Raw genomic sequence first — 15,756 nt, forward strand, 5'->3', positions numbered from 1 at the left:
ATCGGGCCGCCGCCCGGGTCCTGCTAGTCGAGCGCCCGCCGCAGGAAACCGCGCATGCCCAGCGCGCCGAACCCCAGCACCGACCCGACGAGCACCACGAAGCACACCCACAGCGGGATGTGCTCGACGTCCGGCACCAGCACGGCGCGCATGCCCTCGCTGACGTAGGTGAGCGGGTTCAGCGCGCACAGCACCTGGAACCACCGCAGGCCGTCCAACGCCGGCCACGGGAACTGCGCCGAGCCGGTGAACAGCAGCGGGGTCAGGATCACCGCGAACATCACGGTGATGTGCCGCGCCGACACCGACGTGCCGATGACCATGCCCACCGCCGCACCCGCCAGCGAACCCAGGACGATCACCACGAGCGCCGTCGGCAGCCCGGCCGCGGGCCAGCTCACGTCCAGCATGACGAACCCGATCGGGACCATCAGCAGCGCGGCGAGCAACCCGCGCAACGCGCCGAACACCATCTTCTCCACCGCGACCAGCGGGATCGGGATGGGCGCCAGCAGGCGGTCCTCGATCTCGCGCGTCCACGAGAAGTCCAGCACCAGCGGCAACGTGGTGTTCTGCAACGCGCCCAGGAACCCGTTCATCGCCACGATGCCGGGCAGCAGCACGGCGGCGAAGTCGTCCTGCACGAACCCGATGTCGCCGAGCACCTTGGCGAAGATGAACAGGATGAAGAACGGCTGGATGATCACCTGCGCGAGGAAGCTCGGCAGCTCGCGGCCGGTCACGAAGACGTCCCGCCACAGGATCGCGTTGAACGTGCGCAGCGACGTCATCGCAGCTCCCTGCCCGTCAGGTGGATGAACACGTCTTCCAGGCTCGGCGTGCCGATGGACAGGTCGGTGACCGGTGCGCCGAGCCGTTCGAGGGTCCGCAGCACCTCCGGCAGCGCCACGGCGGGCGCGACGTCGGTGTAGAGGCGGAACGTGCCCTGCACGTGCTCCACCCGTTGCACGCCGTCGACCTTGTTCAAGCTTTCGGTCACCGAGGCGGTCGACTCGGGTGCGGCGCCGTTCAGGCTGACGCTGACGCTGAGCGTGGTGCTGCCGGGCAGGGTCCTGGTGAGCTCGGTGGGCGTGTCGAGCGCGAGCAGCCGGCCGTGGTCGACGATGCCGACCCGGTCGCACAGCTTGTGCGCCTCGTCCATGTCGTGCGTGGTGAGCACGACCGTGACGCCGTCGGCGTGCAGGGCGGCGACGCGGTCGTGCACGAACAGCCGTGCCTGCGGGTCCAGGCCCGTCGACGGCTCGTCGAGGAACAGCACCTTCGGCCGGTGCATCAGGGCGCGGGCGATCATCAGCCGTTGCGCCTGGCCACCGGACAGCGTGTCCACCAGGGCCTTGGCGTGGTCCTCCAGGCCCATCCGCGCCAGGACCTCGTCGGCCGCCCGCTGCCGCTCGGCGCGGCCGACGCCGTGGTAGGCGGCGTGGAACAGCAGGTTCTGCCGCACGTTCAGCGCGCGGTCGAGGTTGTTGCGCTGGGGGACGACGGCGAGCAGCCGCCGTGCCCGCTGGGAGTCGGCGACCACGTCGACGCCTTCCACCAGGGCCGTGCCGGACGTCGGCCGGACCCTGGTGGTCAGCACACCAACGGTGGTCGTCTTGCCCGCGCCGTTCGGGCCGAGCAGGCCGAACACCTCACCTCGGCGGACCGTGAAGCCCAGCCCGTCAACGGCCGGTTTCCGGCCGCTCTTGTAGACCTTCACCAGGTCCGTCACCACTACGGCTTCGTCCACCCGTCGAGCCTAGTGACGGGTGGCGGTCACCAGCCCGACGGCAGCGGGCGGCCCTCGGCGAACCCGGCGGCGCTCTGGACGCCGACGGTGGCCTTGGCGTGGAACTCCTCCATGGTCTGCGCGCCCGCGTAGGTGCAGGCACTGCGGACGCCCGCGGTGATGGCGTCGATCAGGTCCTCGACGCCGGGGCTGCCGGGGTCCAGGCGCATGCGCGAGGTGGAGATGCCCTCCTCGAACAGGCCCTTCTTCGCCCGGTCGAAGGCGTTGTCGGTGCGGGTGCGCGCGGAGACGGCCCGCTTCGACGCCATGCCGAACGACTCCTTGTAGAGCCGGCCCTGCTCGTCGCGCTGGAGGTCGCCGGGCGACTCGTAGGTGCCGGCGAACCAGGAGCCGATCATCACGCTGGACGCGCCGGCGGCGAGGGCGAGGGCGACGTCGCGCGGGTGGCGGACGCCGCCGTCGGCCCAGACGTGCCTGCCGAGCCTGCGGGCCTCCGCGGCGCACTCGGCGACGGCGGAGAACTGCGGGCGGCCGACGCCGGTCATCATCCGGGTGGTGCACATCGCGCCCGGGCCGACGCCGACCTTGACGATGTCCGCGCCGGCTTCGACCAGGTCGCGGACGCCTTCGGCGGTGACCACGTTGCCGGCGACGACCGGGACGGTCGGGCGGGCCTCGCGGACGGCCTTGAGGGCGGCGAGCATCTTCTCCTGGTGGCCGTGGGCGGTGTCGACGACCAGGGTGTCGACGCCGGCTTGGAGGAGTTGCTCGGCCTTGGCGGTGACGTCGCCGTTCACGCCGATGGCGGCGGCGACGCGAAGCTTGTTCGCGTTGTCGAGGGCGGGTTGGTAGACGCCGGCACGCAGCGCGCCCAGGCTGGTCATGACGCCGCGCAGCCGGCCGTCGGCGTCGACGCCCAGCGCGACCCGCTGGGTGCCGCCGTGCAGCCGGTCGAAGACGTCACGCGGAAGGGTGTCCAACGGAAGGGTCACGATGCGCTCGTCGGCGACGTCGTGCAACCGGGTGAACCGGTCGACGCCGGCGCACGCCGCCTCGTCCACGACACCCGTCGGCCGACCGTCGTCGTCGATCACGACAACCGCCCCGTGCGCCCGCTTGTGCAGGAGGTTGACCGCGTCGGCGACCGAGTCGCCGGGGTGCAGCGTCAGCGGGGTGTCCCACACGGTGTGCCGTGCCTTCACCCACTGGACGATCTCCGCGACCGCTTCGGGCGCCACGTCCTGCGGGAGCACCACCAGCCCGCCGCGGCGCGCCACGGTTTCCGCCATCCGCCGTCCCGCCACCGCGGTCATGTTCGCGACCACGATCGGGATCGTCGCCCCCGTTCCGTCGGAGGTCGACAAGTCGACGCCGAACCTCGAATCGACGGCCGATCGGCCGGGCACGAGGAAGACGTCGTCGTAGGTCAGGTCGTAGCTGGGCCGATGCCCTTCGATGAACCGCACGAGACCTTGACGATACCCGCGTCGAGGCCGATTCGCCCTGGTTGTGCGCACCAAGGGGGTGGATCGGTACGGGTCTGTGGTTGTGGGTTCCTCCAAAGCCGCACTCGTGCGGCTCCAGCGCCCTCACCGGCTCCCGTGCAGGCGCCCCTCACGGTCCCGGGCGCATCGTGTCGTTGCCCCGCGTCGGCGTCCGCATCACCGCTCCGCTCGTGTCCGGTCCGGGCGGCTGGGTGGTTGGCGGCACGGGCCGGGTTGGTCGGGGTTCCTCTTCGTTTCAACCGAGGTGCGGTAACAGCGTTTCCGTACATTTTCCGGCGATGTTCACTCGATCGTGTCTCCCGAACCGCCCTCGTGCTTCGGGAGGAGGGCGCGGACGGCGTCGATCGTGTCCGCTTCGCCCGCGTCCTTGTCCGGTCGGTACCGGAGCACCCGGGCGAACCGGAGCGCCACGCCGCCCGGGTACCTGGGGCTCACCTGGACACCGTCCAACTCGATCTCGATCACCATCTCCGGTCTGACCATCACCGCCCAGTCCGTCTTCTCCGTCGCGATCGCCATCAACTCACGCGTCTGCCAAGCCAGCAACTCGTCGGTCAGCCCCTTGAACGTCTTGCCGACCATGATCGGCGGCCCGCCGTCCGGGTCCCGCGCACCCAGGTGCAGGTTCGACAGCAGCCCCTTCCTCCTCCCGCTGCCCCACTCGACACCCAGCACCACCAGGTCGAGCGTGTGCACCGGCTTCACCTTCTGCCACGCCCGCCCCCGCCGCCCGGCCGCGTACACCGATTCGAGCGACTTCACCATCACGCCCTCGTGCCCGGCGGCCAGCGCCTCGTCCAGCACCCGCGCCGCCTCGTCCTCCGCCGGCGACACCGCCCCCGGGATCACGTGCCGCCCCGCCACCCGGCGCAACGCCTCCAGCCGCGCCCGCAACGGCTCGTCCAGCAGGTCGACCCCGTCCAGGTGCAGGCAGTCGAAGAAGAACGGGCTGAGCAGCAGCTCCCGCACGTCCTGCGCCCCGAACCGGCTCATCGTCTCCTGGAACGGCCGGGGCTTGCCGTCGTCGGTCAACGCCAGCGTCTCGCCGTCCAGCACCACCGACGTGCACGGCAGCGCGCGCACCAGCTCCACCAGCTCCGGCACGGTGCCGGTGATCTCGCGCAACGTCCGCGTGAAGACCCGCACCGCGTCACCCGACCGGTGCACCTGGATCCGCGCACCGTCGAGCTTGTGCTCCACCACGCACGACCCCAGCTCGGCCAACGCCTCGGGCAACGACTCCGCCGGCGACGCGAGCATCGGCCGCACCGGCCGCCCGACCTCCAGCCGGAACGCCTCCAACGCCGCCGCACCGCTCATCGCGGCCACGGCCGTCTCCGGCAGCTTCCCCGACAGCATGAACGCCCGCCGCACCACCTCGCCGGGCACGTCGGCCGCCCGCGCGATCGCGTCCAACATCACCCCTTCGAGTGCACCTTGGCGCAGTTCACCGGTCAGCAGCCGGCGCAGGAAGTCCTGCTCGGCGGCCGTCGCCCGGCCGAACAGGTCGGTCAGCAACGCCGCCCGCCGCGCCGTCGAACCCTTGCCGCCGATCGTGGCGAACTCGCCCAGCGCCTCGTCCACATCGGACACGGTGAGCGAAGGGGCCGCGGCCGGCGTCACGGCCAGGTCGAACACGGTGCGCCAACCTGCCCCGATGCGCCCCTGGCTGGGCACGCCGACCAGGAACGACACCACCGCGGGCGTGCTCATCCGGCGGACCAGCTCGGCCAGGGCGGCGACCTTGGCCAGGCGGGACCGCGTCGCGCCCACGGCGGCGGACGTCTCGACGACTTCGGTGAACAACACGCGACCATGGTGCACCCCACCCCCGACAAAAACCGGCTCAGCCAAGAACCGGGCTCAGTCGAGAAGCGGCCCGAACCGGACCGGTCACGCCGCCGCGCGCAGCTCCCGGACCGCCTCCCGGAGCCGGTCGGGCGTCAACGCCGCGTACCCGAGGACCAGCCCGGGGAACGTCGGCGTGCGCGCGTACTGAGCCAACGCGGGTGCGTTGACGCCACGCCGGGCCAGCCGCTCCTGCAACGCCACGTCGTCCGTCCCGGCCGGCAGCCGCACGACCACGTGCAACCCGGCCGCCACCCCGATCGGCTCCCACGCCGGCAGCACGGCCCGCAGCTCGTCCAGCAGCGCGTCCCGCCGCGCCCGGTACAGCTGACGGGTGCGCCGCAGGTGCCGGTCGTACCCGCCGGTGCCGAGCAGCCGGGCGAACGCGGCCTGGTGCAACGTCCCGGTGCCCAGGTCGTCCAAGCGCTTGCGGTCCACCACGACGTCGCGCAGCGCGGGCGGCAGCACCAGCCACCCCAGCCGCAGTGCGGGCGCGAGCACCTTGCTCGCGCTGCCCTGGTACACCACGCGCGTCGGGTCCAGCGCCTGCATCGCGCCCAGTGCGGGCCGGTCGTAGCGGTGTTCGGCGTCGTAGTCGTCCTCCACGACCACGCCGTCGCACGCGCGCGCCCAGTCCAACAGGGCACGACGGCGTTCCGGGTGCAGCACGACGCCCAACGGGAACTGGTGCGCCGCCGTGACGAAGACCGCGCGGCAGTCCGTTGTGGACAGCAGGTCGACGCGGAGCCCGTTGTCGTCGACCGGGATCGGCCGGATCTCCAGCCCGTGCGACGCGAGCATCTCCGCGCCGCCGAAGTGGCTCGGCTCCTCCACCGCCACGCTGCGGTGCCCGGCCGCCTGCAACACCCGGCCCAGCAACGAGATCCCCTCCGCCGCGCCGTTGGTCACGACCACTTCGGACGGTCGTGCCGCCACCGCACGCACCCGGCCGAGGTAGTCGGCGAGCTCCCGGCGCAACGGGCCGAAACCGGCCGGGTCCGGGTAGCCGAGGTCGTCCGTGGACAGGTCCGCCAACGCCGACTTCTGCGCCTGCAACCACTCGTCGCGCGGGAAGGCGCTCAACGCGGGCACGCCGGGTTTCAGGTCGTACCGGAACCTCGGCGCGGGCTCCGGTTCGGCGGCGACCGCGCCCGGCCACGTGCAGGCGGCCGTGACTGTGGTGCCCGAGCCGCGCCGTGCGGTCAGGTAGCCCTCGCCGATGAGCTGCGCGTAGGCGGCGGTGACGGTGCCGCGGGCGACGCCGAGTTGGGTCGCCAGGTCGCGGCTGGACGGCAGGCGGGTGCCCGGCGCGAGCCGCCCGTCCCGCACCGCGCGGCGCAGTTCGGACTCCACCGCGCGCCGTCCGTTCGAGGTGGGGAGGAGGAGCTCCCGGTAAGTGGTCCAGTTGGTCGGCATCGAAGTGGAGCTTAATCCTGGACCACTCGTCGGCGAGGGTTCTGCACCATGAGAACCAGCAGAGCCGCCATCGCGGCGGGCGCGACGTCGTCGGTGATCGTGGGCGCGTCCGTGCCGGTGACGGGCATGCTCCAGGCGTACCCGCTGCTCACGGGGCAGGCGATGCGGTACGCGTTGGGCGGGGTGGCGTTGCTCGGGTGGGTGTTCCTGCGCGGTGGGCGGCTGCCGGTGCCGGGGCGGCGGGACTGGCCCGCGCTGCTGGCGCTGGTGGCGACCGGGATGCTCGGGTTCAACGCGTGCGTGCTGTACGCGCAGCGGTACGCCGAGCCGGGGTTCGTCGCGGCCGTGCTCGGGGCGAGCCCGCTGGTGTTGGCGCTGGTGGCGCCACTGTTGGCGGGGCGGAAGCCGGCCGTGGCGGCGGTGGTGGGCGCGGTGGCCGTGGTCGGCGGGGTGGTGGTGCTGTCCGGCGGTGGGTCGTGGCACGGGCCGGGGTTGCTGCTGGCGTTGCTGACGATGGCGGGGGAGGCGTCGTTCACGCTGTTCGCGGTGGGTGTGGTGCGGCGGTTGGGCGGGTTGGCGGTGGCGACGTGGTGCTGCCTGATCGCGGCCGCGGCCGGTGGGGTGTTGGGCACGGTGTTCGGCGGGTGGCAGGTGCCGACGGTGCGCGAGGGGGTGGCCCTGGTGGTGCTGGGGGTCGTGCTGACGGCGGTGGCGTTCGGGCTCTGGTACTTCGCGGTGGCGCAGCTGGGCGCCGATCGGGCCGGGGTGTTGATCGGGTTGATGCCGGTGGCGGGGCTCGTGGCTTCGGTGGCGCTGGGCGCGCAGGCGTTGACCGCGGTGGCGTTGGTGGGGGCGGCTGCGGTGGCCGTCGGGTGCGTGATCGGGCTGCGGGGGCGGACGGCCGACGACGTCGACCGCCCGCCCCGGCACGACCCGCCCCGGCACGACCCGAACGCCCAGCTCGCGCGTTCTGAGCGTTGAACTCGGGTGTTCTGAACGTAGGACACGCGTGACGCGAACGTAGGACACGCGCGGTCTGGAGGTAGGACTCTCGGTGGGGGAGGGGGTTAGTGGTTGCCGTTGGCCATGCGGAGGACGTCGAGGGCCTGGTCCAGGTCGGCTTCGGAGAGCTTGGTGGGGACGTGGCCGCGTTCCAGGACGACCTCGCGGATGGTCTTGCGCTCGCGGAGGGACTGCTTGGCGATGGAGGCGGCCTCCTCGTAACCCAGGTAGCGGTTGAGGGGGGTCACGATGGACGGCGACGACTCGGCGTACTCGCGCATCTGATCGACCTGCGGTTCGGCGCCGGTGAGGACCTTGTCGGCCAGCAGGCGGGCCACGGCGGCGAGCAGGCGCGCGGACTCCAGGACGTTGCGGGCGATCACCGGCAGCATCACGTTGAGCTGGAAGTTGCCCTGCGAGCCGGCGAACGCCACCGCCGCGTCGTTGCCGATGACCTGCGCGACCACCATCATCGTGGCCTCGGAGATCACCGGGTTCACCTTGCCCGGCATGATCGACGAGCCCGGCTGGAGGTCCGGCAGCGCCAGCTCGCCGAGCCCGGTCCGGGGGCCGGAACCCAGCCAGCGCAGGTCGTTCGCGATCTTGTAGAGGCCCACGGCGGTGGCGCGCAGCTGGCCGGAGATCTCCACCACGCCGTCCTGCGTGGCCTGCGCCTCGAAGTGGTCGCGGGCCTCGGTCAGCGGCAGGCCGGTGACCGAGGCGAGTTCGGCCGACACGGCCGCGCCGAAGCCCGCGGGCGCGTTCAGGCCGCTGCCCACGGCCGTGCCGCCGATCGGCAGCTCGGCCAAGCGGGGCAGCGACGAGGTCAGGCGCTCGATCCCGTAGCGGACCTGGGTGGCCCACGCGCCCGCTTCCTGGCCCAGGGTGATCGGCACGGCGTCCATCAGGTGCGTGCGGCCGGACTTCACCAGCGACGTCCAGTCGGCGGCCCGGGCGTCCAGCACCGAGGCCAGGTGCTCCAGGGCCGGGACGACGTCGCGCGCCACCGCCTCCGTCGCCGCGACCCGCAGCGTGGTCGGGAACGTGTCGTTGGACGACTGCGAGGCGTTGACGTGGTCGTTCGGGTGCACCTCGCGACCGAGCGCGCGGCTCGCCAGGGTGGCGATCACCTCGTTGGCGTTCATGTTCGACGACGTGCCGGACCCGGTCTGGAACACGTCCACCGGGAAGTGCTCGTCGTGCTCGCCCGCCGCGACGGCGTCGGCGGCCGCCGCGATGGCCGCGGCGACTTCGGGTTCCAGTACCCCCAGCCGCTCGTTCACCCGGGCGGTGGCGGCCTTGAGCAGGCCGAGCGCCCGGATCTGCGCGCGCTCCAGACCGCGTCCGGAGATCGGGAAGTTCTCCACCGCGCGCTGCGTCTGCGCACGCCACAGCGCGTCGACCGGGACCTTGACCTCGCCCATGGTGTCGTGTTCGACGCGGTACTCCTGTTCACCCATACCACCGAGTTTGGACCGCCTGCCCCGGGTCGGCCCGAGAAGGGTGGGAAGAGTGGGCTGGAACACCTATGGTCGGGGGTATGGAGCTTGAGGTCGACCTGCTGATCGTCGGTGCGGGCCCCACGGGTCTGTTCGCGGCGTACTACGCGGGCTTCCGGGACCTGTCCGTCGCGCTGGTCGACGCGCTGCCCGAGGCGGGTGGCCAGATCACCGCGATGTACCCGGAGAAGATGATCTTCGACGTGGCCGGGTTCCCGGCGGTCCGCGGTCGCGAGCTGGTGACCGCGCTCGTGCGGCAGGCGGACCAGTGGAAGCCGACGTACCTGCTCGGCAGGCAGGCCCGCACGATGTCCGATGTGGACGGTCGGCTGGAGGTCGGGCTCGCCGACGGCGGCGTGGTGCGGGCCGGCGCGGTGCTGATCACGGCGGGCATCGGCGAGTTCCGGCCCCGTCCGCTGCCCGCGGGCGACGGCTGGCTGGACCGCGGCGTGGTGCACTTCGTGCCCAAGCTCAACGTGCACACCGGCCAGGACGTGGTGGTCGTCGGCGGCGGCGACTCGGCGTTCGACTGGGCGCTCGCGCTGCACCCGATCGCGGCCAGCGTCACCGTGGTGCACCGCCGTGCGACGTTCCGCGCCCACCCGCCGACCGTGCGGCAGGTCCGCGAGCTCGGTGTGGAGATCATCACCGACGCGGAGGTGCTCGCCCTGCGCGGCGACCCGGACCTGGCCGAGGTGGAGCTGGGCCTGAAGGGCGGCGACCGCAAGGTGCTGCCCGCGCAGGCCGTGGTCGCGGCCCTGGGCTTCACCGCCGACCTCGGGCCGATCGAGTCGTGGGGCCTGGAGCTCGATCACCGGGCGGTGGTGGTGGACACCACCATGCGCACCGCCCGGGACCGCGTCTACGCCGCGGGTGACGTCGCCCAGTACCCCGGCAAGGTGAAGCTGATCGCCACCGGGTTCGGCGAGGCCGCCACCGCGGTGAACAACATCGCCGTGCTGCTCAACCCGGAGGCCCACCTGTTCCCGGGCCATTCGAGCAACGCGGGCTGAACGAAAACCCTCAAGGCACTACCTGGACCTGCTCGCCCGGGAACAGGTTGTCGTAGAACACCAGCGACTCCTGCGGGCCCAGGCGCACGCAGCCGTGCGACTGGGTGTTGGTGTCACCCTGGTGGAACGCGATGCCGTTCGTGGTGAAGTACACCGCGTTCGGCATCGGTCCGTTGTAGGGCACGCTCCAGTCGTCCTTCACCTTGCGCAGCACGGGGTACGTGCCGACCGGTGTCTGGTAGCCCGGCATCCCGTGGGACACCCGGACGGGGCCGTAGCTGGCGTTGCCGTTGTAGATGAGCCACGCCTGGTTGGTGGACAACTGCACGCACGCGCCGTTCTGCACGGAGCACGGCGTGCCGGTCGAAGCGGAGGCGGGGGTCGCGAGGCCGAAGGTCAGGGCCGCCGCGGCCAGTGCCGTCGTGCCGAGCATCTTCCTCATCGCTATCACTCCTCGGCACTTCGGTTACCCCGTCCGAGTCGTTCGAACACTTTCAGTTAAGCGGCGACCTGGACCTGGTCGCCCACCTGGAGGGTGTCGAAGTACCGCGACGCCGCTTCGGGTGACAGGTGGATGCAGCCGTGCGACTCCTCGGTGAGGCTGCCCTGGTGGAACGCGATGCCGTTGCTGACGAAGTACGTGGAGAACGGCATCGGCCCGTTGTAGGGGATGCTCCAGTCGTCCCGCACCTTCCACAGCACCGGGAAGTAACCGACGGGCGTCTCGTAGCCGGGCTGGCCGGACGTGATCGGCACCGGGCCGTAGCTGACCTTGCCGCCGCTGATCAGCCACGACTGGTTGGTGGACAGGCTGACGCACGCGCCGTCGGTGATGTCGCACGGCGTGCCGGGCACCGTCATCGGCGGGGGCGGTGGCGCGGGCTGCGGGTCCGGCGTCTTCGTGGTCTCCGTCGTCGGCGCGGGCGTCGGAGACGGTGCCGGTTCCGGAGATGGGGCCGGTGCCGACGGTTCCGACGACGGTGCGGCGGAGGAAGAAGACGGCGAGGAAGACGGAGGAGAAGAAGACGGGGACGTGGCCGGGCCGGAGGCCTCGGACGTCCCGCAAGCCGTTGCCAGGAAAGCGATTACCACCAGTGCTGCTCTGCGCATCGCGCACCCCCCAGGGATCGTGCTGTGTACTGATCCTGGAGACGCCGTCCCGAGCTCCTCGGTTGCCGGCCGGTTGATAACGAATGGGGAAGGGCCGCCCCTCCGGCAGGAGGGACGGCCCTTCGGACGCGAGGACGAGCGGTCTGGACCGGACGGGTCTAGACCGCGCCCGCGTACTGGCTGATCCACGAGCGGAACGCCGGCACGTCCATGTAGATCGACGGGCCGGTGGCGCAGGTGGAGCTGTTGTTGCCCGCGCGGCTCGTGGCGCCGACCAGCTGCCACACCCCGTTCACGGACTTGACCTGCGGGCCGCCCGAGTCGCCGTAGCAGGCGCCCGAGTTGCCGTTGGGGTTGTTCGTGCAGATCTCGACCGAGCCGTAGATGCCCAGGCAGCGGCTGTCCGCCACGATCGACGTGTTCAGCTCCTGCAGGGTGATCGGCGCGCCGCAGCCACCGCGCGGGGCGCAGGTCTGGCCCCAACCGATGATGCGGGTCGCCGTGCCGGCCGCACCGGACGTCGACGCCACCGCGATCGGCGTCTGGCCCACCGAGGTGGCCAGGCGCACCAGCGCGATGTCGTACGACGAGTGGGTGATCACCTGGGCGCCGGACGCGACCGTGCCGCCGCTGGTGCGGTTGGTCGTGCCGATGCGGGCCCGGATGGAGGACGCCGACCGGCCCTGCACGCAGTGCTTGGCCGTGACGACCCAGTTGGCCTTGATCAGCGAGCCGCCGCAGAAGTGGCTACCCGTGGTGCTCTGCAGGGAGACCATCCACGAGTAGGTCTGCGTGGCGTTGCCGCCGCCCACGATGAACGGGGTGACGCCGCCGTCGGTCGCCGGGGCCGCCGCCGCCCCGGCCGCCGAGGCGAGTGCCGCGCCGACCGCCACCGCGAACGCGGTGAACAGGGTACGAACCTTCATCGCTTCCTCTCCGTCCCCGGCGCAGGGTGCTCGGGGACGGATCGGAAACTAGGGATCGGCGCGGGGTGATCACCACAGCCGATCGGCCGGTAACGCTCGGTTCACAGTTGACAGCGTTCGGTAGGACTACGGCAGCGGCGGGAGCGCGTCCTCGCCCGTGACCGGGATGTCGAAGTCGACCGACGAGTACTCGCGCAGCTTGGTGAGCCGGTGGAAGCCGTCGATCATCCGCACCGTGCCTGACTTCGACCGCATCACGATCGACTGGGTGGTGCAGCCGCCAGCCCGGTAGTGCACGCCGCGCACCAGGTCGCCGTCGGTGACGCCGGTCGCGCAGAAGAACACGTTGTCGCCGCGCACCAGGTCGTCGGTCAGCAGCACCCGGTCCAGGTCGTGGCCCGCGTCCAGCGCCTTCCGCCGCTCGTCGTCGTCCTTGGGCCACAGCTTGGCCTGGATCGCGCCGCCCATGCACTTCAGCGCCGCCGCGGCGATGATGCCCTCGGGCGTGCCGCCGATGCCGACCAGCAGGTCGATGCCGGTGTTGGGCCGGGCCGCCGAGATCGCGCCCGCCACGTCGCCGTCGGAGATGAAGTGGATCCGGGCGCCTGCCGCGCGCACGTCGCGCACCAGCGACTCGTGCCGCGGCCGGTCCAGGATGCACACCGTCACGTCGGAGACGTCACTGTGCTTGGCCTTCGCGATCCGGCGGATGTTCTCCGCGATCGGCGCGGTGATGTCGATGACGTCGGCCGCCTCCGGCCCGGTGGCGAGCTTCTCCATGTAGAACACGGCGGACGGGTCGAACATCGCGCCCCGTTCGGCCACCGCGAGCACCGCCAGCGCGTTCGGCATGCCCTTGGCCATCAGCGTGGTGCCGTCGATCGGGTCGACCGCCACGTCGCACTCGGGGCCGTTGCCGTCACCGACCTCCTCGCCGTTGAACAGCATGGGCGCCTCGTCCTTCTCGCCCTCGCCGATCACCACCACGCCGCGCATGGACACGGTGCCGATCAGCTTGCGCATGGCGTCCACCGCCGCGCCGTCGCCGCCGTTCTTGTCGCCGCGGCCCACCCAGCGCCCGGCGGCCATCGCGGCCGCCTCGGTCACCCGGACGAGTTCCAGCGCGAGGTTCCGGTCGGGTGCCTCGCGACGGCGCTCGGACGGGCTGCTGCCTGTGACCATGACGTTTCCTCCTGCGAAGACTACCGGCCGGTAAAGGCAATCCTCGCACGTCGTCACGCCTCGGCCACGTCCTCCTCGGTCACACTGAGTGCTTGATCGATCCGTTCCCGGGCCCCCGCGAGCTGCCGTTCGCAGGTCTTCGCCAGGGCCTCGCCGCGTTCCCACAGCGCCAGCGACTCCTCCAGCGACAGGCCGCCCGCCTCCAGCCTGCGGACCACCTCCACCAGCTCGTCCCTGGCCTGCTCGTAGCCCGGCTCACTCACGTGGACAACTTCCCCAATCGGTTCTGGACGTGCACCACGACGGTCGCGACCGCCTGGTCGTAGCCGATGAACGCCTCGGCGAACTCCGCGCCGTCACCCTCGCGCACCGCGTCGTCGATGCGGTGCTCGGCGTCGGCGACCCGCCTGCGGTGCACCGACCCGTGGCCGAGCCACCACCGCGTCCCGGCGTACCCGCAGGTCGCCTCGGACAGGTCGTGCAGCCGGTTGATCAACGTCTGCCTGCCCGACGTGCAGCCGGCGACCAGTGACAGCCAGCAGTCGGCGGCGGCCCGGTCGGCCGACTCGGCGCGGTCGCGCACGGTGACGGCGCCCTCGTCGTCGGCCGCGCCCGCGGCGGCCACCGTCAAGGGCAGGAACGTGGGCTCACGTGCCGGGTTGGGCACCACCGCCTCCTCTCTCCGCCTCATCGCCGCCCTCGGCGGCGGTGGTGACGACCGCGTGCACGGCGCCGTCGGCCACGCGCACCCTCAGCTGGGTGCCCGCGGGAGCTTGGGAGGTCGACCGGAGGACCCCGTCGACCCCGTCGGGGGTGACGAGTTGGACCACCGCGTACCCCCGGGCCAGCGTGGCGGCAGGCCCGAGGGTCGTCAAGCGCGCCGTGGTCGCGACCAGTCCCGCGGTCTCCGAGTCGAGCCGGTTGCGCACCGCCCGCCGGGCGCGCTCGCGCAGCCGGTCCACGTCCTCCGCGCGCCGGTCCAGCGGACCGTGCGGGTCGGACAGCGCGGGTCGTGTCCGCAGCGCCGCGAGCAGCTTGCGCTCCCGGTCCACCCAGCCGTGCAGGGCGCGTCGACTGCGGTCGCGCAGCTGGCGGATCCGCTCGCCCTCCTCCGCGACGTCGGGGACCACCCGCTTGCCCGCGTCGGTGGGCGTGGAGCAGCGCAGGTCGGCCACGTGGTCCACCAGCGGGGTGTCCGGCTCGTGCCCGATCGCGGACAGCACCGGCGTGCGGCACTGGGACACCGCCCGGCACAGCGCCTCGTCGGAGAACGGCAGCAGGTCCTCCACGCTGCCGCCGCCGCGGGCCAGCACGATGACGTCCACCTCGGGGTCGCGGTCCAGGGTCGACAGTGCGGTGAGGATCTGCGGCACCGCCAACGCCCCTTGCACCGCGACGTTGACCACCCGGAACCGGGCGCCCGGCCAGCGGGCGTGCGCGTTGGTCAGCACGTCCCGCTCGGCGGCCGACGCGCGGCCCGTGATCAGGCCGATCTTGTTCGGCAGGAACGGCGGCTTGCGCTTGCGGCGCGGGTCGAATAGGCCCTCGGCGCCCAGCAGCTTGCGCAGCCGCTCGATCCGGGCCAGCAGCTCGCCGATGCCGACCTGGCGGATCTCGTCCACGCGCAGGCTCAGCGTGCCGCGGTTGGGGAAGAAGTTGGGCTTGCCGTGCACCACCACCCGGCTGCCCTCGGTCAGCTGGAGCTCGCGCACCAGGCCGACGGGCGCGGTCAGCTGCATCGACATGTCCACCGACGGGTCGCGCAGGGTGAGGAACGCCGTCGCCGTGCCCGGGCGCGCGCTGAGCTGGGTGACCTGGCCCTCGACCCACACGTCGCCGAGCCGGTTGATCCAGTCGAAGATCTTGCGCGCGACCGTCCGCACCGGCCACGGGTTCTCGGGGCTGGACTTCTCCTCTGTCACTGCGTCTTGAGGTTCGCGATGCGGCGGGTGAGCATGCCGGTGAACTCGGGCCGGTCCGCGTGCGTGCGCTCGTGCGCCAGCAATTGCTCCAGGTCCTGCGCCGTCAAAGTCCGCAGGCGGGCCCTCAGCTGCGCCAGCGACAGTTCGTCGTAGTTCGGCAGCACGGCGGGCGACGCGGCGGCCAGCGCCTGCTCCTCCTCCGCCCACGGGTCGTCGGCCGGCGAATCGTCGGCCGACGGGTCGTCGACCGTCGGTACCGCTGCCGTCGGGACCGCGGCCTCCGGCTCGTCCTCGTCGAACGTCGCCCACTCGGGTTCCTGCTCCACCGGGCGCAGCACGGACAGCACGTCGTCGCCCTTGATTGCGAGTTCCGTCACCCGCTGCTGGACCCGCATGGACAGCTGGAGGGCCTCACTGACCACGGTGACCGGGAGGCCCGCGAGTTGCCCCGGGAGCTTCCGGGCCTGCTCGACGGCGGTGGCCGCCAGTCCCGCGGCGAGGCGGACGGTCAGGGGCAGTGGCTTCATGCCCTACAGCCTGCCGCAGTCGGCGGTCGGATGCCTACATCCGGCACGCCGTACCC

The 15,756-nt window shown here is 72.1% G+C and carries 16 protein-coding genes; 2 read left to right on the plus strand and 14 right to left on the minus strand.

Annotated elements, in window-relative coordinates:
- Positions 1–23: 23 nt before the first annotated feature.
- The 5 genes from ACYVLT_RS24720 to pdxR form a co-directional block, all read right to left on the minus strand.
- A complete protein-coding gene (locus tag ACYVLT_RS24720; RefSeq protein ID WP_461122580.1) occupies positions 24–791 on the minus strand; it encodes an ABC transporter permease in 768 nt (255 codons plus the stop codon).
- On the minus strand, positions 788–1,750 hold the full coding sequence (locus ACYVLT_RS24725) for an ABC transporter ATP-binding protein (protein WP_461122581.1): 963 nt from the start codon (positions 1,748–1,750) through the stop codon (positions 788–790). Before ACYVLT_RS24725 ends, ACYVLT_RS24720 begins: the two co-directional genes overlap by 4 nt.
- A 26-nt stretch (positions 1,751–1,776) precedes the next feature.
- Positions 1,777–3,216, minus strand: coding sequence for a GuaB1 family IMP dehydrogenase-related protein (locus ACYVLT_RS24730; protein ID WP_461122582.1), 1,440 nt, complete (start codon positions 3,214–3,216; stop codon positions 1,777–1,779).
- 321 nt (positions 3,217–3,537) lie between these two features.
- Positions 3,538–5,064: an ATP-dependent DNA ligase gene (locus ACYVLT_RS24735; RefSeq protein WP_461122583.1), complete on the minus strand. Its 1,527-nt coding sequence runs from the start codon at positions 5,062–5,064 to the stop codon at positions 3,538–3,540.
- Positions 5,065–5,148: 84 nt separating this feature from the next.
- Positions 5,149–6,519, minus strand: coding sequence for a MocR-like pyridoxine biosynthesis transcription factor PdxR (gene pdxR, locus ACYVLT_RS24740; protein ID WP_461122584.1), 1,371 nt, complete (start codon positions 6,517–6,519; stop codon positions 5,149–5,151).
- Positions 6,520–6,567: 48 nt separating this feature from the next.
- Between pdxR and ACYVLT_RS24745 the strand changes: the two genes are divergently transcribed.
- Complete coding sequence (locus tag ACYVLT_RS24745) at positions 6,568–7,500, plus strand: DMT family transporter (protein ID WP_461122585.1); 933 nt, start codon at positions 6,568–6,570, stop codon at positions 7,498–7,500.
- An 86-nt stretch (positions 7,501–7,586) separates the two neighbouring features.
- Here the strand turns inward: ACYVLT_RS24745 and ACYVLT_RS24750 are convergent, their stop codons facing one another.
- The gene (locus ACYVLT_RS24750) at positions 7,587–8,981 is read right to left on the minus strand and encodes a class II fumarate hydratase (protein ID WP_461122586.1); all 1,395 of its coding nucleotides are present in this window, start codon (positions 8,979–8,981) and stop codon (positions 7,587–7,589) included.
- An 80-nt stretch (positions 8,982–9,061) separates the two neighbouring features.
- Between ACYVLT_RS24750 and ACYVLT_RS24755 the strand changes: the two genes are divergently transcribed.
- Positions 9,062–10,033 (plus strand): NAD(P)/FAD-dependent oxidoreductase, encoded by a 972-nt coding sequence (locus ACYVLT_RS24755; RefSeq protein ID WP_461122587.1) that lies wholly within the window; start codon positions 9,062–9,064, stop codon positions 10,031–10,033.
- A 10-nt stretch (positions 10,034–10,043) separates the two neighbouring features.
- Here the strand turns inward: ACYVLT_RS24755 and ACYVLT_RS24760 are convergent, their stop codons facing one another.
- The 8 genes from ACYVLT_RS24760 to ACYVLT_RS24795 all read right to left on the minus strand — a co-directional run bounded on the left by ACYVLT_RS24760 (position 10,044) and on the right by ACYVLT_RS24795 (position 15,700).
- Positions 10,044–10,475: a L,D-transpeptidase gene (locus ACYVLT_RS24760; protein WP_461122588.1), complete on the minus strand. Its 432-nt coding sequence runs from the start codon at positions 10,473–10,475 to the stop codon at positions 10,044–10,046.
- A 56-nt stretch (positions 10,476–10,531) separates the two neighbouring features.
- On the minus strand, positions 10,532–10,894 hold the full coding sequence (locus ACYVLT_RS24765; protein ID WP_461122589.1) for a L,D-transpeptidase: 363 nt from the start codon (positions 10,892–10,894) through the stop codon (positions 10,532–10,534).
- A 407-nt stretch (positions 10,895–11,301) separates the two neighbouring features.
- A complete protein-coding gene (locus ACYVLT_RS24770; protein WP_461122590.1) occupies positions 11,302–12,069 on the minus strand; it encodes a S1 family peptidase in 768 nt (255 codons plus the stop codon).
- A 126-nt stretch (positions 12,070–12,195) separates the two neighbouring features.
- Positions 12,196–13,251: a class II fructose-bisphosphatase gene (glpX, locus tag ACYVLT_RS24775; RefSeq protein WP_461122591.1), complete on the minus strand. Its 1,056-nt coding sequence runs from the start codon at positions 13,249–13,251 to the stop codon at positions 12,196–12,198.
- Positions 13,252–13,304: 53 nt separating this feature from the next.
- Positions 13,305–13,514, minus strand: a complete 210-nt coding sequence (locus ACYVLT_RS24780; RefSeq protein WP_053719410.1) for an exodeoxyribonuclease VII small subunit — start codon at positions 13,512–13,514, stop codon at positions 13,305–13,307.
- The gene (locus ACYVLT_RS24785; protein WP_461122592.1) at positions 13,511–13,918 is read right to left on the minus strand and encodes a sugar ABC transporter substrate-binding protein; all 408 of its coding nucleotides are present in this window, start codon (positions 13,916–13,918) and stop codon (positions 13,511–13,513) included. Before ACYVLT_RS24785 ends, ACYVLT_RS24780 begins: the two co-directional genes overlap by 4 nt.
- Positions 13,899–15,173: an exodeoxyribonuclease VII large subunit gene (gene xseA, locus ACYVLT_RS24790; protein WP_461122593.1), complete on the minus strand. Its 1,275-nt coding sequence runs from the start codon at positions 15,171–15,173 to the stop codon at positions 13,899–13,901. The genes ACYVLT_RS24785 and xseA overlap by 20 nt, the downstream gene beginning before the upstream one ends.
- Positions 15,170–15,700 (minus strand): lipid droplet-associated protein, encoded by a 531-nt coding sequence (locus tag ACYVLT_RS24795; RefSeq protein WP_461122594.1) that lies wholly within the window; start codon positions 15,698–15,700, stop codon positions 15,170–15,172. The genes xseA and ACYVLT_RS24795 overlap by 4 nt, the downstream gene beginning before the upstream one ends.
- Positions 15,701–15,756: the final 56 nt, after the last annotated feature.

It is taken from the genome of Saccharothrix stipae, assembly GCF_054781895.1.